Source organism: Nocardia sp. NPDC023852 (assembly GCF_040639505.1).
Classification (GTDB): Bacteria; Actinomycetota; Actinomycetes; order Mycobacteriales; family Mycobacteriaceae; genus Nocardia.
The window spans coordinates 353,523-379,528 of the sequence record NZ_JBFAAB010000003.1 but is presented as its reverse complement, the minus strand read 5'-3'; the positions used below and the strand labels follow the sequence as shown (position 1 = coordinate 379,528).

The following is a 26,006-nucleotide window of genomic DNA, read 5'->3' as shown; positions in this document are numbered from 1 at the left end:
GCGGCGGGCTCCGGCACCGTAGGTCGCTCCGGAGTCTCCGGTTCGTGCGGAACCGGCAGTACCGGTCGGGTCTCCGGAATCACCTCGATGCGCCGACGAACCGGTCCGATGTCTCCCATGGCTGTCCCTACCCTGTCCGACTCGGGAACGTGCTGATAGCGGGATCAACCGTGTTGGGACGCGAAAGGTTGGGACGGCGACGGAGTCGACCACTCGGCCCGCATCACAAACGTCGGCGACTGGGGCTCGGAAGCGGGTCCAGTCTGGTCAAGCGGGAAAGTGTGTGCCGAACAGTTCTTCGAGTTGGTCGAGTCCGGCGCGAGCGTCGGCGGTGAGCTCGGCCGTCATATCACGCGCGGTGCGCAGTATCGGCAGCTGTTCGAAGATTTGCAGTTCGCGAAGCCGGTAGGCGATATAGTCCGCGTCCGCGTCCGCGTCCTCGGCGCGTAGCCCGAGTTCGGTGAGGACGATCGCGAGCCCGGTTCGGCCGCCGTATCGGCTCAGAGATTCCGCGGCTTCTTGTTGTACGGCGATGTCCTCGTCGCGAAGCAGTGCGGTCAAGTCGGACAGCGCGTCGGAATCGGGGAGCAGTGTGCCGAGTGCGCGCGCGGCGGCGCGCCGGACATCCCATTCCGACGAGTTCAGGCTCTCGCGAATCCGATGCGCTCCATACACTCCTTCGCTGCGGCTCATGGTAAGTCAGGTCGGGCGGATCGGCGGCGCCGTCCCTTCAGCGCCCTGTGAAATCAGGCGCTCTGCGCTCCAGCATTGCTGCGACCGCCTCCCGGTGATCCTCGGTGTGATGAGCGGCGGCCTGCATCGCCGCGGCCAGCTCCAGGTGGCTTTCCATGCCCTGGTGCTGACCCTCGCGCAGTAGGCGCTTGGTCATCCGAAGCACGTGCGGCGGGTTGGCGCTCACCCGGGCCGCGAGCCGGTGGGCCGCGTCGAGGAGAGCGTCGGGTTCGACGACCTGGGAGACCAGGCCCCAATCGAGAGCGGTGTGCGCGTCGATCGATTCACCGGTGAAAGCCATTTCGCAGGCTCGGGCCATGCCGATCGCCCTCGGCAGCAGCCAGGAGCCGCCGTCGCCGGGAATGAGACCGACTTTCACGAAGCTCTCGGCGAATACCGCGGTGCTGGCGGCGATCCGCAGATCGCACAGCAGCGCCAGATCGCAGCCTGCGCCGATAGCGGGACCGTTGACAGCGGCGATCGTGGGAATCTCGCATTGGTACAAGGCTTTCGGGATGCGCTGGATGCCGTGCCGGTACCCCTGCCGCAGCTCCGCCGGTGTGCCGCCGAACATTCCCGCCCGATCGCGCATCTGTTTGACGTTGCCGCCGGAAGAGAACGCCGACCCCGCACCGGTGAGAATCGCCGCCCGCAGGCTGTGGTCTCGATTGGCCGCTGTCACCGCGTCCTCGAGGGCGGTGATGGTGTCGGCTTCGGATATCGGGTTGCGCACCGCCGGGTTGTTCAGTGTCCAGACGACGACATGGCCGATTCGGTCGATCAGGATCGGTTCACTCATTGCCATCTCCCGATGCGTTCTCCGACAAGATGATTCGGACATCAGCAAGGAAAAATCCGGAACTGGAAGCGATCACCGGATTGAGATCGAGTTCGAGTATCTCCGGGTGCGCGGCAACGAAATCGCCGATGCGGACAAGGAATCGGGCCAGCCCGTGCCGGTCGACCGCCGGAAGATGACGGTAGCCGTCGAGCATGCGCGACACGATCGTCTCGTCGATCATCTCGCGTGCCTCGAGCTCGGTGAAGGGAGCGGCCCGGAATGCGACATCCCGCGATGCCTCGACCATCACCCCACCGCCGCCGAAGGCCACCACCGGCCCGAAGATCGGATCGCGAGTGGCGCCGACGAGCAATTCGACACCGGCATCGGCCATGGGGGTGATGATCACACCGTCGATGTGGGCATCGGGCACGTGGGCATGCACGGAGTCGATGATCGCTTGGGCGTGCTGGGCCGCATCGGAGGCCACCACCCCGAGCCGGACCCCTCCGACATCGGATTTATGGATCACTTGCGGAGAAACGACTTTCAGCGCACACGGCCGTTCGTACTCGGCGACGGCCGCGACCACGTCCATGATGGTGCGAGCGAATGCCCAGGCGCCGACGTCGATTCCAGCGGCCGCGACCACCCGCCGTCCGGTCGGCTCGTCGAGAAGCCCTGATCCTTCGAGGGCCGGGGCCGCGGGCGGAAGTACGAGTGAGGATCGTTGCGCGGCATCGGCCAGCAGGCGGCCACGCCGCTCCAGGGCCGCCACGACCCGCACGGCGTGATCTATGGAGCTGAGCACCGGTATACCACCGGCCCGAAGGCGATCGTGGTTGGCGATCTCGAAACCGGCATAGCAGCTCTGGATCAGCAGAGGGATGCCGTGTTCGGCGATGAGCGCGAGCAACATGTCGCCGGTGACGTCCTCGATCTCGCGCAGTTCGGGATCAAATCGCAGGTGGTAACCGCCGTAGAGGCCGATGATCAGCACGAGACCGACCTCGGGATCGCGCATGAGGATATCGGCGGCCTTGGCGAACACCATCGGGTCGGTGTCGGTGGCGCCTGCTACGTCGACCGGATCGGCCACCGCGGCGGCGTCGCCGAGCAGTTGCCGCAGCTGCAGCTGGGTCCGCTCGCCGAGCCGGGCCAGTTCGATTCCACGGGCCGCCAGGGCATCGGCGGCCAACGTGGCGTGGCCACCGCCATCGCTGAGGATCGCGACCTTGCGCCCCGGGGCGATCGGGGCGCAGGTGGCAAAAGCGCCTGCGACGACCGCTAGTTCGTCGGAGCGGTCGACGAGTTCCACCCCGGCCTGCCGCAGCACGGCCGTCGCCACGGCGTCCGATCCGGCGATCGAGCCGGTGTGCGACCGCGCGGCGCGGCGCCCCACTTCCGACCGTCCGCCACGCAGCATGGCAACCGGTTTATCCCGCACGGCATGAGCGGCGGCGACCAGGAACGACCGCCCGTCGACGAATCCCTCGGAATGGATCGCCACGACGCCGGTGCGCGGATCGCGAGCGAATTCGGTGAGGCATTCGTCGTAGCGGACGTCGGCCTGATTGCCCAGTCCCACGTAGGCGTGGAAACCGGGGCCTTTGATCGCGCGATCGTCATTGACCAGCGATAGCAGCATGTTCCCGCTCTGCGTGATCACACTGATCGGTCCGCACGGAACGTCCTCGAGGCCGACGAGATTCGCACCCGAGAACACGTTGAGGAGGCCGGAGGTATTGGGACCGATGACCCGAATGCCGGTCTCGGTGATCGCCGCCGCGAGCGCGGCGGCGAGTTCGGCGCCGGCTTCCCCGATCTCTCCGAAACCGTTGGCGAGCACGACGGCTCCGGCGATACCGGCGGCGGCGCACTGGCGCAGCACGTCGGGGACTGCGGCGGCGGGCACAGCGATCAGCGCGACGTCGACGCTGTAGGGGAGCCGATCGATCGACGAGTACGCGCCGAGTCCGAGGATCTGCGGTGCTGTCGGGTTGACCGGGTAGATGGGATGGGCGTAGCCGGATTGCTGCAGAGCTCGGATGGCCTGAAACCCGCGCTTGGCCGGATTGGCGGACGCGCCGACGATGGCGATGGAATGCGGGTCGAACAGCCGCTCTAGTGCGGTGCGGGCGTGAGTGTCGAGACGGGATGTGTGCTCGTCGATGCTGGTCATGCCTATTTTCCTTCGAAGATCGGGGTGCGGCGTTCGGCAAACGCGGCGACGCCCTCGGCCCAGTCCCGGGTCGCCATCAATTCGAGAAGCTCCCTCGGCTCGGTGGCGAACGCGACATCGGGCGGATCGTCGCGGCGCAGTGCCGCTTTCATCCGGGCCAGGGCGAGTGGCGCCTTCGCCGCAAGGGTTTCGGCGAGCGCTCCAGCCGAACCGAGCAGGAGATCCTCAGGTACCGCGGAATGGGCCAACCCCCATTCGAGTGCCTGCCGACCGTTGAATCGCTCTCCAAGGATCAGCATGTCCGTAGCCCTACGTAGACCGACCAGACGCGGAAGCCGGTTGGTCACGCCACCGCCGACGAAGGTGCCGATGCTCACCTCGGGAAACCCCATCTGCGCGTCCTCTGCCATGACCAGGAAGTCCGCGCTGACGGCCAACTCCGCACCGGCGCCGAGGGCATATCCATTGACCGCTGCCACCACCGGGGTGCCCATCGTTTGGATCTGCTCGCAGGCGCGCTGGCCCAGCTCGACGTAGTGCGCCTGCTCCGCGGGAGTCCTGGTGCCGGACTTGTGCGCTTTCAGGTCGGCACCGACACAGAACGCCCGCCCGGTGCCGGTGAGGATGACACAGCGGATACCCGGATCGAAGTCGGCGGCATTCAGCTCGTCGATCAGCGACCGGTACAGCTCTGCGCTGACGGCGTTGAGCCGTTCGGGCCGGTTGAGAACGAGTGTTGCGGTGGAACCGGATCTGCTCACCAGCACGGTGGACATGCGCCTCACTTCTTCCTGATCGCTGCCTGACGCGTTGCGGCACAGGCAGATCGGCCGACCCGCATGCCCCGCGAACCGCGGCGCCGAGCTGTCGGCCTCGCGGTTCGATGCCTTCACTATGCCATCAAATTTGCATTATGCAATATTTATGCAACATCTGTTGCATGCACCGCACGGACCGTGTTTCATATCACTACCAGTTGTCGGGTCACGGCCCACGGCCCACGGAAGAAGGCATCGTGCCAACCTCGGGGAACCTGCAGCACAGCATCAACACTCGTCAGCTGACGATGATCGGTATCGGCGGAGTCATCGGCGCCGGATTGTTCATAGGCAGCGGTAAGGCGATCGCCGCGGCAGGGCCTGGCATCGTCTTCGTCTACCTACTCACCGGCCTCCTCATCATCCTGGTGATGCGCATGCTCGCCGAACTGGCGACGGCCAGCCCCGAGACGGGATCGTTCTCGAGCTACGCCTCCCGAGAACTGGGTTCCTGGGCTGGGCTGGCGGTCGGGTGGGTATACGCCTACCACTGGTGTGTCACAGTCGCTTTCGAGGCCATCGCCGGTGCGGCGATCGCCAACCAGCTTCTGCCGTCGGTGCCGACCTGGCTGTATTCTCTGATCTTCATGAGCGCCTTGACGGGCGTGAACCTCGCGGCGGTGACTTCCTTCGCGCGTTTCGAGTTCTGGTTCGCGATGATCAAGGTGATCGCGATCGTGGCCTTCATCGGAATCGGTATAGCGGCGGTCTGTGGCCTGTTCCCGCACTACCCCGCGCCAGGAACGGCGAACCTGCTCAGGCAGGGCGGCCTGTTCCCGAACGGATTCACGCCATTGCTCGTGGCATCGTTGACAGTCTTCTTCGCCTACTTCGGTACCGAACTGGTGACGATCGCCGCTGGCGAGGCGAAAGATCCGGTCAGTGCGGTGCGCGCGAGTATGCGCAGCGTCGCCGGGCGCATCCTGATCTTCTACGTCGGCTCCATACTCGTGGTGGTCACGCTATTGCCGTGGAACGCAACTCAAATCACCCAGAGCCCGTACGCCGCGGTGCTGAACCTGCTGGGAGTTCCCGGTACCCAGACCATCATGAATCTGGTCGTGCTCACGGCGGTGTTGTCCTGTCTGAACTCGGGTCTCTACTCGTCTTCACGGATGCTGTTCGCACTGTCGCGCCGCGGTGAAGCCCCCCGTCTGCTGGGCAGGACCGCCCGCTCCGGGGTGCCCGTCGCCGGTGTTCTCGCCGCCTCGAGTGCCGGATTCCTTGCGGTGGTGGCGAACTTCTTCCTGCCCACCGGAGCGGTTTTCACCTTCCTGCTCAGCTCCTCGGGCGCGATCGCGGTCGTGGTCTACCTGTGTATCTGCGCCACCCAGATCGTCGGACGTCGCAACAAGACCGCGGCGCAGATCGCCGCCCTTCCCGTGAAAATGTGGGGCAACCCTTACCTGTCCTACGCGGTCGGAGCCATCCTGCTGGCCATCGTCGTCGGGATGGCACTGACCTCCAGCACCCGGACTCCGCTCGCGTTGACCATGACGGTCACCGCCGCCGCCGTCGCCGCAGGCCTGATTCATCAGCGCCGGGCGGCCGCGGTACCGATGGCGACAGCGGAGTAGATCACCACGCCTGCGTTATTCGCCGGCGGTATCGGCGGCATAGACACCGAACTCGCCCAGCAGTTTTTCCTCCTCGAGCAGCGTCGGACGCACCTGATGCCCCAGAATGTGCGCGACCTCGCCCGTCATCGCCTGAGCAAGGGACGTGAAGGCGGTCATCGATCGCAGCACGCTGGCACTGGACGCCTCGATGTAGAACGTGTCGTGTGCCGAAACCGCCAGCGGTGAGACGGCGGTATCGGTCAATGCGATGACGTGGGCACCGCGCTGCCGAGCCCACTGCGCGGCACGCACGGTGTCGAGGCTGTAGCGATGGATCGACATCGCCACGAAGCAGTCGCCCGCACGCACCCGGCGCAGTTCATCGGTCAGGGTGCCAGCGGTGGCATCGATCGTCGCCACATCCTCACGCAGCATGCGCAGCAAGTAGCCCAGCAGATACGCCGGGGCGTGACATTTGCGCAGACCCATCACATGGACCCGGGGCGCATGGGCCAGCCGATCGACGGCCGACTCCCACATCGCGTCTTCGACGCGCGCGAACGTCCGGGCGATATTCGCCTGGTCCAGAGCCACGGTCTGTTCGCGCAGCCCGGCTCCCTCGGCTATGAGGTGCTCGAGATTGTCGAAGCGGCGCAACAGTTGCGCCTGCTCCTGCAGCCGTCCGCGACACAATCGCGTCAGCCCTGGGTATCCCTTCAAACCCAGGCCATTGGCAAAACGCACGACAGTGGCCTCGTTGACTCCCACCGCGCTCGCGAGCTCGGAGACGGTCATGAACGCCACCGCTTCGGGATCCGACAGCACGCGCTGAGCCAACTTCTTGTGTGAGGTGGACAGCGAATCCATCCGACCGCGGATTTCGACCAGCAGCTCGTCGAAGGTCGCAGGACCCGCCGCAACTTCCGCGTTCGCGTCCACCGAGCCTCCTCCGTCCACCCGTGCGGTCTGCCGTGGAATGGCAGTACTCTGCCAATTTAGCCGATTCCGGCGGTAGCACAGCCACCGAAGAGGTCGGCAGCGAGCACCCCGGAATGCAGCCGGTTTGTGCTGCCTCAGGCGCTACGAATCGGACACAACCGTAAGGTACCGATTATGGTGCCCACCGCGATGTCCGAGCTGGTGCAATCGGTCGTCGAGTCGTATCTGCTCGACGGAACGCGCCGGTACAACCGCCCCGAGGTCGCCGAGCGGACCGGGACGACGAAGGCGCTCACCCGGCGGCTCTGGATGGCGCTCGGTTTCCCCTCCAGCGTGGACGACGATGCGGTCGACTACACCGACGCCGACGTCGCGGCAGTCCGCAGCTTCCAGCAACTGAACGTCCTTTCCTCGGCTGATAAACGCCAACAGGCGGCGACTGTGCGCACGCTCGGGCAGGGTATGGCGCGGCTGGCGGAATGGCAGGTCGATTTGGTGCTCGCGGAGATCGCCGAGCGCATCGAGGAGGCGGGCCAGGGAGCCGACCCGGCCGAGGCGGTGCGCGCCGCGACCGAGGGCGCCATCGCCACGCTGGAGCAACTGAACAGCTATGCGTGGCGGCGGCATCTCGCCGCGGCACTGTCCCGCTCGCTGGACCCGGGAACGACGGCGGGCGAGTCGATCCGGGAGCTGGCCGTCGGCTTCGCGGACATGGTCGGCTACACCCGGCTGACCAGGCACCTGCATCCCGACGAACTGTCCATGCTGCTGGAGGCGTTCGAGTCCACCACGACCGCGGCGATCACCGAGAACGGCGGCTGGGTGATCAAGAACGTCGGCGACGAAGTGATGTTCGCCGCCGAGCGCGCCGCCGACGCCGCCCGGATCGCGCTGGCCATCCAGGAATCGACGATGATGGTCGGCGGTACCCCGGAGCTGCGCGTCGCCGTCGCCTACGGCCCGGTACTGCAGCGCTTCGGGGACCTGTACGGCTCGGTGGTGAACATCGCGTCCCGGCTGACCGGCGTCGCACGGCCGGGCACCGTGCTGATCGATGATGCGGCCGCCGTCGCACTGGACGGCGAGACGGATTTCGACATCAAGAACCTGCGCAGCGTCCGGGTGCGCGGCTTCAACCGGCTGCGCCCACACGTGCTGCGCCGCAACGGCAAGAGCAAGTAAGTCCCGCTCCGAAACCGCGCCGGACGGACCCAAGGCGGCTGCCTCGCCTTCGCTCGGCCCGGCGCATACGCGGCTACCTCGAGCCCTCGCTCGGCCCGGCGCGGGCGGTGGGCAGACTCGTCCGACTGCGCCCATTAGGCTCGTCCCGGTGAAGATGGACTGGTCACAGCTGCGCGCGCGTTCCCTCGTGGAAGAGGACGCGGCGATTCTCGCGTTGCACAAGCCAGCCGGAATCTCCGTTACCGGCGAACGTCATGACACCGACATAGTCGAGCTCGCGGCCGCTGCGGGGGAAACGCTGTATCCGGTGCACCGGATCGACAAGGTAACTTCCGGCCTGATCCTGTTCGCGAAGGAACTCGGTGCGCACGGTGAGCTGACCAGACAGTTCAACAAGCAGACCGCCGACAAGGCGTACCTGGCCGTCGTCGCGGCTACCGGACTGCCCGACACCGGTGTGATCGATCTGCCGCTCAGCGTCGGCCGCAAGAACCGGGTGCGGATCGCCGCGCCGCGGGAGCGCATACATCACGAGGCGGATCGGTGGTTCGTCGAGGAGGCCGATCTGCTCGACGCCAAGAACTATCCGTCGGTCACTCACTTCGCGACCGTGCTGCGCGGTGCCGCGCACACCGTTCTCGCTCTGCGGCCGGTCACCGGACGCCGCCACCAGATCCGGGTCCACCTGGCCTGGATTGGTCACCCGATCGTCGGTGACCCACTGTTCGACCGATCCGGAACGCATGAGCGAACCTATCTGCACTCCTGGTGTCTCGGTCTGACCGCGTCGTGGCGCACGCCCCCGGAACTCGTGCTTGCCGCCCCGCCCGACGCCGGATTCTGGCGATCAATAGACGGATCGCACGAGGCAGCGGCGCTCGAGCGAGCGAACGAGTTGCTGCACACCATCCGCTGAGCCGCTCGAACTAGCTCGGCGAACGCCCCAGCAAAAGCAGGATCCGATCCAGCACCGGCGTCTCATCGGGGACCACCGATCCCGGCGCGAAAGCCGCGCCAGGGGCCGAGCGTTCCGGACCGTTGGGCACGGCGAGCGCGACACGCAGCGCCTCTCTGCCCAGGTCTTCGTCCAGGGTGATGGCCTCCCCGATCGACTGCGCTACGTCCCAGGCGTGCACGACGCTGTCGATCAGGTGAAAGGTGATCGCGAGGCCGGCGGGGAAACCGTAGCCGGGCTGTATTTCCGGCAGCAGCAGCGCGCGCTCGAACACATCTTCGGCGGCGAACGCGGCGACCACGTCGTCGGCCGAGGCGCGATAGTCCGCGACCGGATCGGTAGCGGGGCGAACCGTCCAGAGCCCCGGATCGTCGCTGCCCCGCGCGGCGGCGGCGAAGCCGTGGTTCTGCGTGATCATGTGCTCCAGCAAGGCTTGCAGATTCCACTCGGCGCAGGGCGTTTCGGCGCCGAGCCGGTCAGGGGTCACGCGGTCGACGACGTCGACGCTCAATCGCACGGCACGGGCATGCAGGTCGCGCAGCTCCTGCTCATTTCCAATAGTAAGCATGAGCATATCGTATGCAATCGCTTATTACTTGCCAAGCGATATCTTCGATCCATGCCAGAATCTCGCCCCGACCTCGCCGCGATGATCGTGCCGCTCATACGGGCGCTCATGGCCGCGGAGGCTCCCGTGCTGGCCCGTCACGAGCTGTCGATGTGGGGATATGCCGTGCTGCTCGGCCTCGACGCCGAACCGGTCTACACCCAGGCCGCCCTGGCCAAGGCGATCGGCGCGGACAAGACCCGCATCATCGGTGTGCTCGACGAATTGCAGCGGCGTGGGCTCATCGACCGTGCACCAGACCCCGCGGACCGGCGAGTGAACCTGGTGTCCCTCACCGAGGTAGGCCGGGCGCTGCGCGATCGTGCGCAACGCGAAATCCAGACGCAAGAGAATCGGCTGCTCGATCAGCTCCCCGCCGCGGACCGGCGAGTATTCCTGCGCGCCTTACGCATCCTCTGCGCGGCCGTCGCCGAACAGCCGAAGTAGGACAACCCGCCACACCCGACACCACCATCCCCCAAGAGTCGTCCGTCGAGCAGGGCATCCACTACCGCGACGGGCCCCGCCAGCCTTGACAGGCAAGTACATACTTGCCTATTGTTGGTGCCGTGAGCGACGTTGACAAGGCGATCGCAGATCCGGCCGGTCTCGTGTTCGCGGTCAAGCAAGGCCGCTACAAATACCTCGACCCCACACCGCTGCAAGCTATCGCGATCAGTGGTCACAGACATGAAGGGACGCCCATGACCGACACCATGGCTTACGGAACACTCGAGACGATCGACGGACGTCCAAGCCTGCGTTTCGAGCGTTCGTACGCGTACCCGATCGAGCGCGTATGGCAGGCGGTCAGCGTGCCGGCAGAGCTCGAGCGCTTCTTTCCGGGCGCGGCGGACTGGACGCCGGCGGAGGGCGAGACCATCGAACTCGGCGGTGCGACCCTCGAGGTGACCGAAGTCGATGCACCGCATCGCCTGGCGTGGATATATGCCGGCCAGCGTCAGAGCTTCGAATTGGTCGAGGAGGAAGGCGGCTGTCGTTTGATCTTCACTCACGTCATCGATGACTTGCCGACAGCGCAGACCGCAACCGGTTGGGAGACCTACCTCTCACGGCTCGAGCCCCACCTTGCGGGCGGCCACCTCTCCGATGAGGCGGCACACAAGCCGTGGAAGGACATCCACGAACGCTACGCCGAGCGCTTCGGTGTCGACCCGGAACCGGGCCGGCGCTGGGCGGCGGAGAATCTGCCTGCCGATCAACAGTGAGGCCGGCCACTGCGGATTCGAGTCGAGTTCGAGCGTGTCCTCTCGTTGATCGGGGCAGCCCGCAGAAGGCGACAACTCTCAGGATGACACTCCGTAGCAGGCGGTGATCGCGGCGGCGCGGTTGCGCAGGGAGGTGCGCAACCACTGCGGGGTCAAGGCTTCCGCGTTCGTGCCGAGCTGCCACAGTGCCCATTCGGCGTGTCTCGGATCTTGGAATGTCACCTCCAGCCGCAGCCAGCCGTCTGCGTCGGCTTCCTCGGCGCGGACGGCCAGCGCGGTGCCCACCAGATCCTCCCGCTGTGCCGGGTTCACCCGCACCAGCACGGTGACTTGGTCGCCGCCGGTCCGAAACCGCGTGCCGCGTTCCTGCCAGGCCCGGTCCAGATCGACCCGGTCCGGTCGCTGTGCGGGTTCGGGGAGTTCCTCGGCGGCCAAGACCCGGGACAGCCGATAGGTGCGGTCCGCACCAGACCTCGTGGCCAGCAAGTAGCCCTGGTCGCGTACGGTGACCAGGCCGATCGGGTCCACGGTGCGCCACTTCGGGGTCTGGTCCACAGCCGCGTAGTGGATGCGCAGCTTGTGTCCGGCGAACACCGCGCGCCGGACCTCGGTCACTATGGTGTCGGGCACCTCCTCAGCGACCAGTCGGCGTGAGAAGAGGTCGGTCTCCGGGTCGATGAGCAATCGCTGGGCCGCGCCGGTCGCGGTGGCCCGATAGCTTTCAGGTAACGCGTCAACCACCTTGCGCATGGCCGAAACGAGCGCCGAGCCGAGGCCGAATACCTGCGCGCCACGCCGTGATCCGGCGACCAGCAGCGCGAGCGCCTCGTCGTGGTTCAGTCCGGTGAGCTCGGTCTGGAAACCGGGCAACAATGCGAAACCGCCGTGCCGGCCGCGTTCGGCGTAGACCGGGACGCCGGCCGCGGACAGCGCCTCGATATCGCGCAGCACGGTGCGGGTGGATACCTCCAGCTCGCGGGCCAACGTGGCCGCGGACAGCCGACCGTGCCGGCGCAGCAGCAACACCAGCGAGACCAATCGGTCGGCGCGCATACGGAAACCTTTGCGGAAATACACGACACAAGATGTCGTGATTCGTTGGGAGCCTTATCAGTATGACGAACAAGAAAGTGGCCACTGAGCCGAACGACCTGGGCAGGTATTTCATCGAGCGCGCCAACGCGGGCGACGTCGACGGGCTGGTGGCGTTGTACGAGCCGGACGCCGTGCTGGCGTTTCCGCCGGGCAACCTCGCGGGCGGACATGCGGAGATCCGCAAGGTGTATGAGCAGTTCGTCGCGGCCGCGCCGGTGCTCTCGCCGGGCAGGCAGCATCCAGCGCTGGTGAGCGGCGACCTGGCACTGACAGCGTCCACGCTGACCACCGGCGAGGTGACCGTCGAGATCGCCCGTCGCCAGCCGGACGGGTCGTGGCTTTGGGCCGTGGACCAGCCCGCACTCGTTCCGTAGCGGGGCGGCGGTGGGCCGGCGTGACCGGGCCCACCGCCGCGCAGTCGCGTGTGGACCTGCGGCCGGGACGCGGGGTTGTTGCTCGACCTCCGCCGGTGCCGCAGCGTTCGAAACTCGAGCGTAGTGCCGCTATCTGCGGTAACTCTCAGCGCCGGATCAGGCGGATTCGCTCCTCGACCCCATTCCGCCGAGCAGGTCCCGACCGGGGGTAAGCCTCCTGACGACGCGTAATACGCAGGTCATCTAGCCTGATGACGTGCCGCGGACGCGCCGTGAGCACACTATGGCGCACTGCAGCGATCCCCTAGTGAAAGCGAATGCCGATGATCCTGGTGGCTCAGGTCAGCGACACCCATTTCGATCTCGGCGCCCGCAACGCCGAACGTGTGGAGCGGGTCATGGCTTTCCTCGCCGACCTCCGTCGTAGGCCCGATGCCATCCTGGTGACCGGCGACATCACCGAGTGCGGAAAGCCGGAGCAGTACGCCGAGGCCAGGCGCGCCTTCGACGTCGACATCCCGGTGTACCCCATCCCGGGCAACCACGACGACCGCGCGGGCTTCCGCGCCACCCTGCTCGGCGAGCCCGTTTCAGACGCGCCGATCAACCACGCCCCTCGCATCGGCGACCTCACCGTCGCCCTGCTGGATTCGAGCATTCCCGGCGAGGCCGGCGGGCAGCTCACCGACGAGACCTACGACTGGCTGCGCGACGTTCTCACCGCGGCGCCGGCGGCCAAGCCGGTCCTGCTCGCCCTGCACCACCCGCCCGCCCACCTGTTCAGCCCGGTCGTCGACGAGATCTCACTTGCCGACCCGCAGCGGCTCGCCGCGCTGGTCGCGGGCGACGATCGCATCGTCGGCGTGCTCACCGGCCACGCGCACTCGTCGGCGACGACCATGTTCGCGGGACGTCCGCTGCTGGTGGGGCCGAGCACCGCGTCCGTGCTGGGTGGCGAATGGGAGCTCGAGCTCCCCGACCATGTCATGGACTACGCGCCGGACCCGGCGGTCGCCCTACACGTCATCGATGGGAACAACCGCATGACAACCCATTTCCGCACGATCCCGATGGGCGGCCGCATCGGGGTACAGCCCGGCTGAGTTCGGTTTACCCGCCGGGAGCCGGGGCAATCGGGAGACGACAGCAACGCCTACCCCCGGAGGGCCCGCATGGTCGACCTACCAGCCGCAGTGGTGAAAGGCGCGTTCGCGACCGGAGCGCGGCTCCGGCACGCGCGGGTATTCCACCCAGACGGCCTGCATCTGTCCGGGCGGCTGCACGCGGAGAGCGAGTTCGAGCCCCTTTTCGGCAGCGGCGAACGTGCCGTTATCGCACGATTGTCCAAGGGGGCGGGCACGCCGTCGGGCCTACCCGATGTGCTGGGGTTCGCGTTCCGGGTGCTCGACCGCGATAACGAGCCATGGGACTTCGCCTTGGCCACGACCGGTGGTGGACCGTTGAGCCGATTCGTGTTCACGCCTGCCCGAGGCTGGGCCAGCGCCCGATACGGCAGCCTGCTGCCCTATCGGGTCGGAAAGTCCACGCCGACCTGGTTCTTCGCCGAGCCGGACGCCGGCCAGCCCAGCTCGGCCTCGCTCGACGCGATGAACGAGCACCTGCGTGAACACATGGTGACCTTCACCCTCACCTCGAGCGGCATCGGTGTGCCGCGCCTGCGGCTCGCCGAACTCACGCTCCGCCACGAGGAACCCGCCGAGCACCGGACGGACTATTTCGATCCTATGCTCAACCATCCGCCCGAGGTGAAAATGTTCCCCGAGGCGGTCGGCAAGATTCGCGAGCTGGCCTACACCGGCAGTCGAAGCGGACGGGGCGAAGCGACCTAACGTTGCGCGGCGCGTTCGCGTCGATAGGCCGCGGGGGTATCGCCGGTCCACCGCTTGAACGCGTAGATGAACGTGGACGCTTCGGCGTAGCCGAGGCGGATCGCGACATCGCTCACCGAAAGCGGGGTGGCGGTGAGCATTTCCTCGGCCAAGGCACGTCGGACTTCGTCCAGAAGCGCACGGTAGCTGGTCCCGGCCGCGTCGAGATGGCGGCGCAGGGTACGCGTACTCATGTTGAGATCGCGTGACACGGTGTCGATTCCGGGTGGCGCGGCGAAGCCGTCGGTGCCGCCGCGCGGCACGAGACGAGCACGCACCTCGGCGGCGATGCCGGTGCGGGCCCTGCGGCGGTGCACCAAGTCCTGGCACTGGGTCAGGCACATCGCCCAGGTGTGCTCGTTCGCCTGGGGCAGCGGCTGCTCGAGCATCGCAGGATCGATGGCGAACAGGTTGTGCGGCATGTCGAACCGCGGCCGCACCACCGTGACCGCCCTGATCCGATCGGCGTAACTCGGTGCGGAAAAATGAAATTCGGCCCTGGTCAGCGGCAGATGCGTGCCGAGTAAGTCGCTCATCACCTGATGCATCGCGGTCACGTCGCGTTCGATGAGGAACTGCCGCACGTCGGCGGGCACCGACTCGTCGTGCACCCACGCGACGAACTCGGCCTCGCCCCACTCCGCCACCGGCAAGCAGAAGGTGAAGCTGAGGTCCAGGTAGCGCAGCGCGAATCTGATCGCCTCACCCAGCGTCGGGCTGCTGACGCAGGCGAAGCCGAAGATGCCGAACGTGGTGATCCGGTAGCGGCGGCCGACCTCGATACCGAGCGCCGGCAGGTCGGGCCGTGCGCGGACGAGATTGCGGATCACCGTGAGCTCGGTGTGCGCATCGATCTGCGTGTCCGGGTCGCGCAGCTGCTGCTCGGTGAGACCGGTGCCGCGCAGCATGCGCGCGGTAGGGACGTCGTGCTCGGCCGCGTAGCCGACCATCAGCGCCACGCTTGCCACGCCGCGCGGAAAATTCCAATCGCGGATTCCTGGACCTTGCACCCGCTGCACTCGGACATTATGGCCGGATATCTCGATACAGCTGGCAGAGGCTCCTACAGTGGAGTCATCCAGGGTCCTGTGAGGAGTCCCACATGACAGCAGGCAATGGGCCATCGATCCTCATCATCGGCGCGGGTTTCGGCGGCATCGGCATGGCGATCGAATTGCGGCGCCACGGTCTCGATGACATCACCATCCTGGAGCGCGCCGCCGACCTCGGCGGCGTATGGCGGGAGAACACCTATCCCGGCGCCGCGTGCGACGTGCCGTCCCCGCTGTATTCGTACTCGTTCGAACCCAAACCGGACTGGCCGCAGCGGTACTCGGGGCGGGTCGCCATCCACGGTTACCTGCGCCGTGTCGCCGAGCGGCACGGTGTACTCGACCTGATCCGGTTCGACACCGCCGTGACCGGCGCGGAATTCGACGACGCCACCGGACGCTGGACGGTCCGCACCGCGGACGGGGGTACCCGCATCGTCGATGTGCTGATCTCGGCGGTGGGCCAGCTGTCCCGCCCAGCCATGCCGAGCATCCCCGGTATCGACACCTTCACCGGCCCGTCGTTCCACTCGGCGGAATGGGACCACGACGTCGCACTCACCGGCAAACGCGTCGCCTGCGTAGGTACCGGAGCCAGCGCCGTCCAGTTCATCCCGAAGATCCAGCCGCAGGTCGCCCACCTCACGTTGTTCCAGCGCACGCCCGCCTGGGTGGTCCCGAAATTCGACACCGACTACTCGCCGATCCAGCACAGCCTGTTCGCGCGGGTGCCCGGCGCACTGCTGGTCGAGCGGTTCGGGTGGTGGTCGATCGCCGAGCTCATCTCGCTCGGGCTGGTCGAATTCCCCGCGATCGCGCGGCTGGTGGCGCGCATCGCGTCCGAGCACCTGGCCAGGCAGGTCGAGGACCCCCAGCTGCGAGCCGAACTCACCCCCGACTATCCGGTCGGCTGCAAGCGCGCGCTCTTCTCCAACGACTACTACCCCGCACTGACCCAGCCGAACGTACAGGTGGAAACCACCGCTATCGCGGAGATCACACCGGAGGGCGTACGCACCGCCGACGGTGTCGTACACGAAGCGGATGTGATCATCTACGGCACCGGGTTCAAAGGCACCGAATTCCTCTGGCCGATGAACATCTACGGCCGCGCGGGCCGCAAGCTGTCGGACGTCTGGGCCGACGGCGCGCACGCGTACTACGGCATCTCGGTGCCGGACTTCCCCAACCTTTTCCTGGTCTACGGGCCGAACACCAATCTCGGCGTCGGCTCGATCATCTACATGATCGAATCGCAGACCCGCTACATCCGCCAAGCCGTGCAACTGCTCGCCGACCGCCCCGGCCACTGTCTCGACGTGCGCGCGGACCGGGAGGCGACCTTCAACACCGCCCTCCAACAGCGCCTCGCCCGCACCCCCTGGAACTTCTGCTCCAGCTGGTACCGCAACTCCGCAGGCCGGATCACCAACAACTGGCCGGGCTCCCAGACCCGCTACCGCCGCTCCATTCGCAAACTAGACCCCACCGCCTACATCCTCACCCCGCCTCCTGACGCGTAGCACTCCACGGAGGGGCCCTCTCGAATTGCCGCAAACGATGCGACCCTCGCCGGGCTGGCAGACTTGTTCCGTGAGTGCACTGCCCTTTGAGGGCGATCCGGGGGAGCAGGGGCCGCTGCGTCCGATCGAGCTGGCCACCGGCGCCGTGCTGGGCGGCGCGACCGTCGGGCTGGTCACCGTCGGCTCGGTGATCCCGTTCGCCGCCGCTCTGCAACTGGTCGCCGCGGTGCCGATGGCACTGATCGCACACCGCTATCGGCTGCGGGCCCTGGTCACCGCCACCATCGCGGCCACGCTGGTCACCTTTGTCGCAGCGGGTGTGGTGCCCGCGATCGGATTGGTCTCGTCGGCGATGCTGGGCGGGATCATCGGCGCGGTGAAGCGGCGCCGCGGCGGTGTCATCGCGGTGTTCGGACTCTCGATGCTGACCGGACTGATCTGGGCATCGTTCTCGGTCGGGTCATTGCTGCTGCTCTCGGCGTCCCGCCAGCTGCTTTTCGACAACATCCGCAACGCCTCGCGCGGCGTTCAGGATCTCGCGGCGCGTCAGACGCAGCTGGAACCGCTCGGACGGGCTGCCGCCGACCTCACCGACTCGGTCTTGCGCTGGTGGTGGGCCTGGATCGGCGGCGGTGTCGCGATGGGCATGGTCGCCACCGGACTGTTCTCCTGGTACGTACTCGGCTCGGTGCTGGACCGGCTCGTCTGGCTGCCGGGTCGGGATCGGTTGGACGCGCCGCGCGACGACCGGCCCATCGCGCCGCTGCCGGTGCGGGTGCGCGGCGCCGGATTCCGCTACCCGGGTGCGGTACGCGACGCGCTGCACGACATCGACCTCACCGTCGAAATCGGCGAATTCGTCGCGGTGGTAGGACACAACGGATCGGGCAAGTCGACGCTGACGCGGCTGCTCGCCGGGCTGCCACCTACCTCGGGAACGGTCGAGCGTCCCGGGTCGGCCGGCCTGGGGCGTCTCGGTGGAACAGCGCTGGTGTCGCAGCGGCCGGAGAGTCAGACCCTGGGAGTGCTCGTCGCCGACGATGTGGTGTGGGGATTGCCCACCGAGCTCGCCGCCGACGTGAATGTCGACGGACTGCTCGGCGAAGTCGGTCTCGGCGGCATGGGGGCGAAGGAGACCGCCACGCTTTCCGGCGGGCAGCAGCAGCGTCTCGCCGTCGCCGCGGCGTTGGCCCGTCGCCCCGCCCTGCTGATCGCCGACGAGGCGACCTCGATGATCGATCCGGACGGACGCCGCGAACTCGTGGAACTGCTCGCGGCACTGCCGAAACGGCACTCGATGGCAGTCGTTCTCGTCACCCATCACGAGGCCGACGCCGCCGCGGCCGATCGAGTCGTACATCTGGCCGCCGGACGCTCGGTTGAGCGCCTGCCCGCCTGGCCTCGCCCGGTGCGCGACGCCAGGCGCAGGCCGATGGGCGAGACGATCCTCGAGCTACGCGGCGTCCAGCACACCTACAACCGTGGAACCCCGTGGGAGGCGCCGGCTCTGCACGGCGTGGATCTGTCGGTGCGCCGCGGCGAGGCGCTGCTCGTCGTCGGCGGAAACGGATCGGGAAAATCCACCCTGGCTTGGATCACGGCCGGACTGATCGAACCGAGTTCCGGCCGGTGCGAACTCGGCGGAAAGTCGATCACCAAGCAGATCGGACGCGTCGAGCTGGCCTTCCAGCATTCCCGCCTGCAATTGCAGAAGCAGACTGTCGGCGCGGAGATCGCGGACTGGGGCGGTCGGGCCACCGGGTCGGGCGCGGTCGGGCGCGCGCTGGACGCGGTGGGGCTGGATCGGTCCCTGGCCGCGCGCTCCATCGAGGAACTCAGCGGCGGACAGGCCAAGCGGGTCGTGCTCGCCGCGATTGTGGCGAGCCATCCGCAGGTCGTCGTGCTCGATGAGCCGCTCGCCGGCCTCGACCCCGAAGGTCGCGCCGACATCGTGGAACTGCTGGCGCGGCTGCGAGATTCGGGCCTGACACTGATCGTCATCTCACACGACGTAGCGGACATGGCCGCCGTGTGTGACCGGACGGTGCATCTAAGGTCCGGACGGATTCTGGCCGCCGAGTCCGCACGCGATACCGCGCTGCTTGCGAACAGCCCTGTGCCGCACCGCGACTACCCGCCCGCGCCGCTGCGCCCACCCGGCGATGCGGCGTGGCGGCTCGAACACGGAGGTCGATGATGTCCGCTGAGTCGCCCCGGGAATTGGGAGTCCGCCGATGAGTGAGCCATCAATCAGCACAGCCACCCGGGTGGCCGTGGCGGAGCCGAGCGCCAGCGAGGTGGAGTCATGAGCACCGTGCTGTTCCGCCAGGTTCCGGTCGCCAGCCCGGTGCACCGGCTGTGGGCGGGCACGAAGATGATCGGAGCGTTCCTGATCAGCCTGCTGCTGATGTTCCTGCCGTCCTGGCCGGTGCTCGGCGTGATGGTCGCCTTCCTGGTATTCGTCGGCGTGGTCGCCCGGCTGCCGCTCGGCACGCTGCCGCGTCTGCCGTGGTGGTTCTGGGCGCTGCTCGCCGCCGGAGCCCTGATCAACGTGCCGGTCGGCGGTGCTGCGGTGCTGCGGTACACGCAGGTGGTGGTGTTCGGACTGATCCTGGTGGCCGCCTCGTTCCTCATCGCGTGGACCACACCGATGAGCGACATCGCGCCTGCCCTGGCCAAACTCGGTGCGCCGCTGCGCAAACTCCGGGTGCCCGTTGACGAATGGGCTGTCGTCGTCGCACTGACCCTCCGCGGCCTTCCGCTGCTGCTGGAGGAAATCCGGGTCCTGCGTGCCGCGCGCCAACTCCGCCCCAAGGGCAGCCTGCTTTACCGCGCCGCCGAAAATCCCCTGATCGACATTCTCACCGCCGCCATGGCGGTGTGCACCCGCCGCGCCGGCGAACTGGGCGAGGCGATCACCGCACGCGGCGGCACGGGGCAGCTCACCGCCTACCCCAGTGCCCCCAGCCACCGCGACGCCATCGCCCTCGCGGTGGTCCTCGCCGTCTGTCTGGGCGCCATCGGCCTGCATTTGCTGCTCTGAATCCGGCGACGAGCAGCATGAAAGCGGCCACGCGACCACGCCCTGCATGGCCAGGTGGCCTCGGTGGCAATCGCTGATCCGTGCGGATCGATGGAAGAGGTGTGACGGCAAGGGTACCTGTCGACGGCGCCGGCCCGTTCGACAGCGAATAGGCAACGGCTATAACAAGACTGGCGCAATCAAAAAGAGGAAGAATACCCGTTCAATTCGACGTCCAAACCCTTCAGTCACAGTACAGTTGCTTGTCGAGAGCTGTCTTCTTGATCACATCACAGCTGTATGCGCGTGCGGGGGAAGGAATTTCGGCGCCCGCGGCGTTCCCCAGTGGTCAGAACCTGATGAGATTGGAACCGGAAATGATTGTCCATAAAATCGCGGCGGCTGTGCTACCACTCGTCGCCGCGCTGACGGTGGGCGCGGGCACCACCCACGCGGAACCAGCCGCGACCCCCGTCCCGAACATCGAGTACAAGGCCCAGTTGATAGGTGAGAAGATCGTCACGACCCTCACCGGGGGTACGTTCTCAGCGTCCGGCGGTTCGGTCGACGTCAAGGATGAAGCCGGAAACGTAGTGGTCACAATGCCGCTGGCCTTCCGGCAGGACGGGCTCGAGTACCCACTGCCCTATGCAGTGAAGGACGCAGACCGGGTGCTGGAGCTAACCGTAGTCAGGGATGCCGCGCACGCTCGCCCAGCCGCCACGCCAGTCGCCTCCCCGTATGAGAACCAGCTAGCTCAGCAAGCCTTCTTGACTCAGTTCGGCATCGCCACAGCCGTTGGCGGGTTCATCGGCACTGCCATTGGAGCGGCTATCGGACTGATCGGGATCGCCGGTGGTCCGATAGGTATCGGCACAGTGCTTACCGGCGCCGCCATCGGGGCTGTCATCGGGACTCTGGTTGCCGGCGGCCCCACGTTGATCGTCGCCGGTATCGACCTGCTCAATACTCTCAACGCCCCGCCGGGAACCACCCAGTGGGTGGACGCCGCCGGCCGCTAGAAGAACTGACACACACGCCCTCGACATGGCGCGCACCGAATCCCTGGTGATTCCGTGCGCGCCGTCTCGCTTCTCCGATGCGCGTCCTCCTCGCTTCTCATACAGCTATCGAGACACACCAGGATGCCTACTCACTCGGAGCAGCGCCACGGTCTCGAGTCGCGAACCCCACCCCTAGCGACAGCCCGGAGGCTGGACTATCGCGAATGACATCCAGCCGCCACCGGCACCCCCGCGAACCGATCCGCGAGGTACCCCATCGCCCCCGACGCCTCACCGATCGCCGTCGGATTGTGAGTCGGCAACATCGAGTGCAGCGACGTGATGGTCGCCCCCTGCGCGCAGTACCGGCCGAGTAGGTCGGTGAATCCGGCTACGGGTATCACGTCGTCGGTCGTGCTGTGGTACAGGTACATCGGTACGGTGGGGGCGCTGCCACCGAGCTCTTGTGCCGCGGTCGCGGCCCGAAAAGTGGGATGGCTCAACACATTCGGTACCGTGGAAAAGTCGTCGGCGCGCGCCCCGACGTACTTCGGCACCAGATCGGACCCGCAAGCCGCCGCGTCCTCGGCCAGTGCCGCCCGCCCATGCTCGTTGAGCAACTCCAGGACGCCGTCGGCGGGATTATTGCGGGCGACCGCGAACAGGATGAGGAGCGCCAGCCCGGCCTGCACACCGCCGTCCGCGTGCCGGGCGATGGCGGGCCAATCCGCGGGAACACCGCCTGAGGTGATCCCGGCGAACCGGACGTCCGGCGCGTAACGCGGTTGCATCTGCGCGGCCCACAACGTCGCGAATGCGCCGCCCGAATAGCCCCATGCCCCGATCGGTGTAGCGGGTCCGAGGCCGGCGGCAGGGAAATCGCGGGCCGCCCGAATACCGTCCAGCACGCCGCGTCCGGAATTCACGCCGTCCAGGAACCGGGACTGCGGGCCTTCGTAGTCACTGGCCACCACGGCCCATCCCCGTCGGAGCGCTTCGGCCATGAATGGTGTGTCGATCAGCGTGTTGACCACGCCGGTATCCCAACCTCCGCGCAGCGCGAACGAGGGCGCGCACCGGGTGCCGAGACTGTCCTCGGGGACCTGATAGGACAGCAGTGGCCGCGCCCCCGGTCCGAACCACGGCAGCATCGGTACCATCACCGTCGCGACGCCGGGCGCGGGACGGTCGCTCGCGTCGGTGGTCCGATACGCGACCTGCCACGCCGAGACCGGAAGGGGCAGACCGAACAATGCGATCGGCCGCGAGTCCAGAACGGCGCCGTTCGGGTACGAGGCGAGGTCGGCAGGTGCCGCGTAGAAGGGGTCGTCGTCCGGGTGTGGCACACCTGCGAACGCCGGCGGGGCGGTGACCAGCATCGTGGCGAGGAGGGTCAGCGCCGCGAGAACGGTTGCCGAAATGGTGCGTATCGCGCGCGGGCCTCGATGCGGCGACTGCCCAGTGGCAGACGTTCCGTGAATCTTGTTCATCACGGCCTCCCCAGTCCGGCGAGACAGAGTGACCGTGCGCCGGGCGTCGTTGGCCTCGACTCACCTCCTGCCTCTGGGTACCCACAGTACTGCCAGGTCAGAGACCCGGCAACGGGTCACTTCCAGGTCGGACCCACCGCCGCGGCTGTCCTCTCGGCTGGCTACAGTGGTGCGAAATAGCCCTTAACGCAACCCGATCGCCCCAAGTTCCGCGCCGTCGGCGACCAGAACGCAACGAAGAGGAGTGGCCGAACATGCGGCATGGCAACGGATTGGACATCCCACAAGGACTCGCCGACGTGTGCGCGCCGGACCGGCTGGCAGTGATCGTCTACGACATGCAGGTCGGCGTGCTCAGCCAGCTGCCGGACGGCCCGGAGATCATCGAGCGCGTGGTGCGGGTGGTGGACGCGGCGCGGGCAGGCGGTTATCCCGTGGTCTTCCTGCGTCACTTCTTCCTGCCCGAGCGCCTCAGCGGAACGTTCGCGCTGCGCATGGCCATGAGCTGGCAGCAGGTGGATTCGGTGGACAAGGTGCGCTTCATCCTGCAACGCGACACCCCGGCCTTCGAGCTGGTTCCCGAACTGCGGCCGCGCGAGGACGAGGTGGTGTTCGACAAGACGTCGATGTCAGCGTTCGAAGGCACTCCCCTGGCTTCGATGCTGCGCGACCTGCGCGTCGGCGCGTACGCGATCGCGGGCGTCGCACTGGAGATCGGCATCGCCCCCACCGTCACGCACTCCACCGACCTCGGTTTCGTTCCGGTGGTGATCAGCGATGCCTGCGGCGGCCGGGACAAAGAGGCCATGGCGCGCGCCTACGACGACTTCGAATTCCAAGGCCACACGCTGGTCACGGACATCGCCACCATCACACCGCTTCTCGCGGGCACCAACTGACGAAGCAGGGACATGTCGGCACGGCCGAATCGCTTCGGGCGGGCACTGCGACGCGGCGTGACAGCGCTCAGTTCGCGCCGTCCAGCCACGCCGGATGCCACAGCCGACCTGTCTCGGTCCAGTTCATGAACCGCACCGCGCCGCCGAGCTTCGGCGTCACCCACACCGCCTCCTTACGCTCCTCCGCGGTGAGATCGTTGTCGAACGGGCAGGTCTTGCGCTCCAGCTTGCTCAGCCGTCGGGCCAGATCCCGCATCTCCGGCTCGGTGAACCCGGTGCCGACCCGCCCGACGTAGTACAGCCGCCCCTCGTGTGGAATTCCGACAAGCAGCGACTTGAAGTTCCTGGCCACACTGCGCCGCCAGCCACCGATCAGCACACCCTGGGTGCGCCAGTTGCGCAGCTTCACCCACGAATGCCCGCGCTTGCCCGGCATATACACCGAGTCCTTGCGTTTCGCGACCACGCCCTCCAGCCCGTGTTCCTGGCTGTAGTGCACCGCGTCCGCGCCCGAACCGTCCAGCCGCGGCGGCACCAGCAGCGACGGGGCATTCGCCGCCAGCGCCTCCAATACCCGGCGGCGGTCCGAATACCGTTTCCGAACAAGGGAGGTGCCGTCCAGATACAGGACGTCGAAGGCGACGAACACGGCCCGCGCCGCGTCGGCCTGCAACAGCCCGAGGGTGGCGACGCCGTGATCGTCGAATACCACTGCCTCGCCATCCAAGACCACGCTGTGCCCAGCCAGTTCCCGCGCAAGCTTCCGCATCCCCGGGTAGCGATCGGTTACCACGTTCCCGGCCCGGCTGCGCAAAGTGACGGCGCCGGAGTCGATCTCGGCGATCAGCCGGAACCCGTCCCACTTGGTCTCGAAACACCATTCGTCGGCGTCGAGGTCGGCGACGTCGCCGGGGGTGGCCAGCATCGGCGCGAGACCGCGCGGGAACGGCGACGCCCCGCTCGACGGGCGGATAATTCGACCGGCAGACGCCTCGGTTTCTGAACCGTGCTCCGCGTCGTCCGGCCCCGCACCGTTCTGCTCTCGCATGAGGTGCATCAGCCACTGGTTGCCGTTGGTCTGGATCAGCGCGTACCGCCCATTGAGCCGTCTGCCATGGAACTGGACGATCACCTCGTCGTCGCGCCACTTCTCGGTGTCATAGGTGCCGGAATCCCAGATCGTCATCTCGCCCCCGCCGTACTCCCCTTTCGGGATGGCGCCGTGGAAATCCAGATATTCCAGCGGATGATCCTCGGTGTGCACGGCGAGCCGGTTCTGGCGCGAGGAGGTCGGCGGGCCTTTCGGTACCGCCCAGGAGACCAGCACCCCGTCACGCTCCAGCCGCACGTCCCAATGCAGCCGCCGCGCATGATGCTCTTGCACGACGTACCGGTTGTTCTCTGCCGACTCGGGCCCCTCGGCGGGAATCGGCTCGGGGGTGCGCGCCGGGTCACGCATCGACCGGTACTTCGCCAGCGCGTCCGCGCCCGATTCCGCCGAGGCCGAGCCCAGCGGCGGGTCGAGCTCGGCCAGCAGATCACCATCCGACCGATACCGAGCGAGGACTTCATCGAATGACAAGTGCCGCAACCGCTTTCGGTTCTCGATCTCCTTCCAGGTGCGCGGTGCCGCGACAGTGGGCTCCGGGCGCCCGCGCAGCGAGTAGGGCGCGATAGTGGTCTTGGCTGGATTGTTCTGGCTCCAGTCCAAGAAGATCTTCCCGCCGCGCGCCGACTTCGCCATCGTCGCGGTGACAAGATCCGGGTGCAGCTTCTCTAGATTCGTGGCCACCTGCTTGGCCACCGTGGAGGCGCCGCCAGGGCTCAGCTCCCGATCCAGCGGCACGTAGAGGTGAATTCCTTTGCTGCCACTGGTGACCGGGTACGTGCGCAAGCCGATCCCCTCGACCATGTCGCGTACCGCCAGCGCTACCCTGGCGCATTCGGCGAGCCCGGTCCCCTGGCCCGGGTCCAGATCGAACACCAGCCTGGTCGCCGAACCCATCCGGTCGCCGTCGAACCGCCATTGCGGCACATGGACTTCCAGCGACGCCTGCTGGCCGAGCCAGGCCAGCCCGGCCTCGGAATCGATCACCGGGTAGACGACCGTGCGTCCGGAATGCCGCATCGTGTGTCGCTCGAGCCAGGATGGCGCATGCGCCGCGAGATTCTTCTCGAAGAAGGAGGCCTCGTCGACTCCGTTAGGCCAGCGCTTCCTGGTAACCGGACGCCCCGCGATATGCGGGAGCATGGCGGGCGCGATCGCCGAATAGTAGGCGATGACTTCGCCTTTGGTGGTGCCGGTTGCCGGATACAGCACCTTGTCGAGGTTGCTCAGCTCAACCTCGACACCACCGAAATTCCGGCGGGAAACCATATCCGCAGTGTAGAGGCGGAGACCGACATTCGGCCCCCGCCACGACCTCAGGCCTGCGGCCCCTGCTGGCCGGACTGGTCGGGCGGGACCACCTTCTTGGCGGCCTCTTTGCCCTTCTCGATCTTGTCCGAGTACTTGCCGTGCGTCTTCTGGTCGATGAAGTCACCGGCCTTGTCGACCGCGTCGTTGATCTTGTCGGCGTTCTTGGCCGCAGCTTCCTTTCCCTTGCCGACCAGGCCCTTCAGAGTGTCCGCGAAACTCATCGCCGTCATTCCCTTCCTGTCGCCAACTATCCCG

At 67.1% G+C, this 26,006-nt stretch carries 24 protein-coding genes; 13 read left to right on the top strand and 11 right to left on the bottom strand.

Translation table 11 applies throughout. The annotated features are described in order from the left end of the window. Positions 1-267 precede the first annotated feature (267 nt). Genes AB0H00_RS09335 through AB0H00_RS09320 form a run of 4 tightly spaced genes read right to left on the bottom strand, consistent with a single transcriptional unit; the run spans position 268 to position 4,471 of the window. Positions 268-693: a HEAT repeat domain-containing protein gene (locus tag AB0H00_RS09335; RefSeq protein WP_357263329.1), complete on the bottom strand. Its 426-nt coding sequence runs from the start codon at positions 691-693 to the stop codon at positions 268-270. A 37-nt stretch (positions 694-730) separates the two neighbouring features. Beyond that, positions 731-1,531 (bottom strand): crotonase/enoyl-CoA hydratase family protein, encoded by an 801-nt coding sequence (locus AB0H00_RS09330; protein ID WP_357263326.1) that lies wholly within the window; start codon positions 1,529-1,531, stop codon positions 731-733. Then, on the bottom strand, positions 1,524-3,695 hold the full coding sequence (locus AB0H00_RS09325) for an acetate--CoA ligase family protein (RefSeq protein WP_357263324.1): 2,172 nt from the start codon (positions 3,693-3,695) through the stop codon (positions 1,524-1,526). The genes AB0H00_RS09330 and AB0H00_RS09325 overlap by 8 nt, the downstream gene beginning before the upstream one ends. A 2-nt stretch (positions 3,696-3,697) precedes the next feature. Continuing rightward, positions 3,698-4,471: an enoyl-CoA hydratase/isomerase family protein gene (locus AB0H00_RS09320; protein ID WP_357263321.1), complete on the bottom strand. Its 774-nt coding sequence runs from the start codon at positions 4,469-4,471 to the stop codon at positions 3,698-3,700. A gap of 239 nt (positions 4,472-4,710) precedes the next feature. Here AB0H00_RS09320 and AB0H00_RS09315 point away from each other — a divergent pair, with 239 nt between their 5' ends. Then, complete coding sequence (locus AB0H00_RS09315; RefSeq protein ID WP_357263318.1) at positions 4,711-6,090, top strand: amino acid permease; 1,380 nt, start codon at positions 4,711-4,713, stop codon at positions 6,088-6,090. 15 nt (positions 6,091-6,105) lie between these two features. Here the strand turns inward: AB0H00_RS09315 and AB0H00_RS09310 are convergent, their stop codons facing one another. Continuing rightward, complete coding sequence (locus AB0H00_RS09310) at positions 6,106-7,011, bottom strand: MurR/RpiR family transcriptional regulator (RefSeq protein ID WP_357263316.1); 906 nt, start codon at positions 7,009-7,011, stop codon at positions 6,106-6,108. Between the two features lie 177 nt (positions 7,012-7,188). Here AB0H00_RS09310 and AB0H00_RS09305 point away from each other — a divergent pair, with 177 nt between their 5' ends. Further along, a complete protein-coding gene (locus AB0H00_RS09305; RefSeq protein WP_357263493.1) occupies positions 7,189-8,193 on the top strand; it encodes an adenylate/guanylate cyclase domain-containing protein in 1,005 nt (334 codons plus the stop codon). A gap of 154 nt (positions 8,194-8,347) precedes the next feature. Next, the gene (locus tag AB0H00_RS09300) at positions 8,348-9,109 is read left to right on the top strand and encodes an RNA pseudouridine synthase (RefSeq protein ID WP_357263490.1); all 762 of its coding nucleotides are present in this window, start codon (positions 8,348-8,350) and stop codon (positions 9,107-9,109) included. A gap of 10 nt (positions 9,110-9,119) precedes the next feature. Here the strand turns inward: AB0H00_RS09300 and AB0H00_RS09295 are convergent, their stop codons facing one another. Then, entirely contained in the window at positions 9,120-9,716 is a 597-nt protein-coding gene (locus AB0H00_RS09295) for a TIGR03086 family metal-binding protein (RefSeq protein WP_357263314.1), read from the bottom strand. A 51-nt stretch (positions 9,717-9,767) separates the two neighbouring features. Here AB0H00_RS09295 and AB0H00_RS09290 point away from each other — a divergent pair, with 51 nt between their 5' ends. Both AB0H00_RS09290 and AB0H00_RS09285 read left to right on the top strand, forming a co-directional pair. After that, positions 9,768-10,202, top strand: coding sequence for a MarR family transcriptional regulator (locus AB0H00_RS09290; RefSeq protein ID WP_357263311.1), 435 nt, complete (start codon positions 9,768-9,770; stop codon positions 10,200-10,202). A gap of 122 nt (positions 10,203-10,324) precedes the next feature. Beyond that, positions 10,325-10,984, top strand: coding sequence for an SRPBCC domain-containing protein (locus AB0H00_RS09285; protein ID WP_357263308.1), 660 nt, complete (start codon positions 10,325-10,327; stop codon positions 10,982-10,984). Between the two features lie 78 nt (positions 10,985-11,062). Here the strand turns inward: AB0H00_RS09285 and AB0H00_RS09280 are convergent, their stop codons facing one another. Then, positions 11,063-12,037, bottom strand: a complete 975-nt coding sequence (locus AB0H00_RS09280; RefSeq protein WP_357263305.1) for a WYL domain-containing protein — start codon at positions 12,035-12,037, stop codon at positions 11,063-11,065. Between the two features lie 62 nt (positions 12,038-12,099). On the opposite strand from AB0H00_RS09280, the gene AB0H00_RS09275 reads away from it, so the two are divergent. From AB0H00_RS09275 to AB0H00_RS09265, 3 genes are all read left to right on the top strand, one after another. After that, positions 12,100-12,453 carry a nuclear transport factor 2 family protein gene (locus AB0H00_RS09275; RefSeq protein ID WP_357263302.1) on the top strand — a complete coding sequence of 118 codons (354 nt, stop codon included), beginning with the start codon at positions 12,100-12,102 and terminating at the stop codon, positions 12,451-12,453. A gap of 317 nt (positions 12,454-12,770) precedes the next feature. Next, the gene (locus AB0H00_RS09270) at positions 12,771-13,556 is read left to right on the top strand and encodes a metallophosphoesterase (RefSeq protein WP_357263299.1); all 786 of its coding nucleotides are present in this window, start codon (positions 12,771-12,773) and stop codon (positions 13,554-13,556) included. Positions 13,557-13,625: 69 nt separating this feature from the next. Continuing rightward, the gene (locus AB0H00_RS09265) at positions 13,626-14,303 is read left to right on the top strand and encodes a phosphodiesterase (protein ID WP_357263296.1); all 678 of its coding nucleotides are present in this window, start codon (positions 13,626-13,628) and stop codon (positions 14,301-14,303) included. Here AB0H00_RS09265 and AB0H00_RS09260 read toward each other — a convergent pair. Further along, complete coding sequence (locus AB0H00_RS09260) at positions 14,300-15,361, bottom strand: AraC family transcriptional regulator (RefSeq protein WP_357263294.1); 1,062 nt, start codon at positions 15,359-15,361, stop codon at positions 14,300-14,302. The genes AB0H00_RS09265 and AB0H00_RS09260 overlap by 4 nt on opposite strands. A gap of 83 nt (positions 15,362-15,444) precedes the next feature. Here AB0H00_RS09260 and AB0H00_RS09255 point away from each other — a divergent pair, with 83 nt between their 5' ends. The 4 genes from AB0H00_RS09255 to AB0H00_RS09240 all read left to right on the top strand — a co-directional run bounded on the left by AB0H00_RS09255 (position 15,445) and on the right by AB0H00_RS09240 (position 20,961). After that, the gene (locus AB0H00_RS09255) at positions 15,445-16,917 is read left to right on the top strand and encodes an NAD(P)/FAD-dependent oxidoreductase (RefSeq protein ID WP_357263291.1); all 1,473 of its coding nucleotides are present in this window, start codon (positions 15,445-15,447) and stop codon (positions 16,915-16,917) included. Between the two features lie 70 nt (positions 16,918-16,987). Then, the gene (locus AB0H00_RS09250; protein ID WP_357263288.1) at positions 16,988-19,114 is read left to right on the top strand and encodes an ATP-binding cassette domain-containing protein; all 2,127 of its coding nucleotides are present in this window, start codon (positions 16,988-16,990) and stop codon (positions 19,112-19,114) included. Positions 19,115-19,222: 108 nt separating this feature from the next. After that, a complete protein-coding gene (locus AB0H00_RS09245; RefSeq protein WP_357263285.1) occupies positions 19,223-19,960 on the top strand; it encodes an energy-coupling factor transporter transmembrane protein EcfT in 738 nt (245 codons plus the stop codon). A gap of 356 nt (positions 19,961-20,316) precedes the next feature. Beyond that, positions 20,317-20,961, top strand: coding sequence for an ammonium transporter (locus AB0H00_RS09240; protein WP_357263282.1), 645 nt, complete (start codon positions 20,317-20,319; stop codon positions 20,959-20,961). Positions 20,962-21,158: 197 nt separating this feature from the next. On the opposite strand, the gene AB0H00_RS09235 is transcribed toward AB0H00_RS09240, so the two are convergent. Continuing rightward, positions 21,159-22,433 carry a lipase family protein gene (locus AB0H00_RS09235; RefSeq protein WP_357263279.1) on the bottom strand — a complete coding sequence of 425 codons (1,275 nt, stop codon included), beginning with the start codon at positions 22,431-22,433 and terminating at the stop codon, positions 21,159-21,161. Between the two features lie 254 nt (positions 22,434-22,687). Between AB0H00_RS09235 and AB0H00_RS09230 the strand changes: the two genes are divergently transcribed. Next, positions 22,688-23,332: an isochorismatase family cysteine hydrolase gene (locus AB0H00_RS09230; RefSeq protein ID WP_357263276.1), complete on the top strand. Its 645-nt coding sequence runs from the start codon at positions 22,688-22,690 to the stop codon at positions 23,330-23,332. Positions 23,333-23,399: 67 nt separating this feature from the next. Here the strand turns inward: AB0H00_RS09230 and AB0H00_RS09225 are convergent, their stop codons facing one another. After that, a complete protein-coding gene (locus AB0H00_RS09225) occupies positions 23,400-25,709 on the bottom strand; it encodes an ATP-dependent DNA ligase (protein WP_357263273.1) in 2,310 nt (769 codons plus the stop codon). A 47-nt stretch (positions 25,710-25,756) separates the two neighbouring features. Beyond that, a complete protein-coding gene (locus tag AB0H00_RS09220; protein WP_327112347.1) occupies positions 25,757-25,972 on the bottom strand; it encodes an antitoxin in 216 nt (71 codons plus the stop codon). Positions 25,973-26,006: the final 34 nt, after the last annotated feature.

Coding starts and splice junctions, on each gene's coding strand:
- AB0H00_RS09335 (WP_357263329.1), bottom strand. CDS start 693: ATGAGCCGCAGCGAAGGAGTGTATGGAGCGCATCGGATTCGCGAGAGC.
- AB0H00_RS09330 (WP_357263326.1), bottom strand. CDS start 1,531: ATGAGTGAACCGATCCTGATCGACCGAATCGGCCATGTCGTCGTCTGG.
- AB0H00_RS09325 (WP_357263324.1), bottom strand. CDS start 3,695: ATGACCAGCATCGACGAGCACACATCCCGTCTCGACACTCACGCCCGC.
- AB0H00_RS09320 (WP_357263321.1), bottom strand. CDS start 4,471: ATGTCCACCGTGCTGGTGAGCAGATCCGGTTCCACCGCAACACTCGTT.
- AB0H00_RS09300 (WP_357263490.1), top strand. CDS start 8,348: ATGGACTGGTCACAGCTGCGCGCGCGTTCCCTCGTGGAAGAGGACGCG.
- AB0H00_RS09295 (WP_357263314.1), bottom strand. CDS start 9,716: ATGCTTACTATTGGAAATGAGCAGGAGCTGCGCGACCTGCATGCCCGT.
- AB0H00_RS09290 (WP_357263311.1), top strand. CDS start 9,768: ATGCCAGAATCTCGCCCCGACCTCGCCGCGATGATCGTGCCGCTCATA.
- AB0H00_RS09280 (WP_357263305.1), bottom strand. CDS start 12,037: ATGCGCGCCGACCGATTGGTCTCGCTGGTGTTGCTGCTGCGCCGGCAC.
- AB0H00_RS09275 (WP_357263302.1), top strand. CDS start 12,100: ATGACGAACAAGAAAGTGGCCACTGAGCCGAACGACCTGGGCAGGTAT.
- AB0H00_RS09270 (WP_357263299.1), top strand. CDS start 12,771: ATGCCGATGATCCTGGTGGCTCAGGTCAGCGACACCCATTTCGATCTC.
- AB0H00_RS09265 (WP_357263296.1), top strand. CDS start 13,626: ATGGTCGACCTACCAGCCGCAGTGGTGAAAGGCGCGTTCGCGACCGGA.
- AB0H00_RS09255 (WP_357263291.1), top strand. CDS start 15,445: ATGACAGCAGGCAATGGGCCATCGATCCTCATCATCGGCGCGGGTTTC.
- AB0H00_RS09245 (WP_357263285.1), top strand. CDS start 19,223: ATGAGCACCGTGCTGTTCCGCCAGGTTCCGGTCGCCAGCCCGGTGCAC.
- AB0H00_RS09240 (WP_357263282.1), top strand. CDS start 20,317: ATGATTGTCCATAAAATCGCGGCGGCTGTGCTACCACTCGTCGCCGCG.
- AB0H00_RS09235 (WP_357263279.1), bottom strand. CDS start 22,433: ATGAACAAGATTCACGGAACGTCTGCCACTGGGCAGTCGCCGCATCGA.
- AB0H00_RS09230 (WP_357263276.1), top strand. CDS start 22,688: ATGCGGCATGGCAACGGATTGGACATCCCACAAGGACTCGCCGACGTG.
- AB0H00_RS09225 (WP_357263273.1), bottom strand. CDS start 25,709: ATGGTTTCCCGCCGGAATTTCGGTGGTGTCGAGGTTGAGCTGAGCAAC.
- AB0H00_RS09220 (WP_327112347.1), bottom strand. CDS start 25,972: ATGAGTTTCGCGGACACTCTGAAGGGCCTGGTCGGCAAGGGAAAGGAA.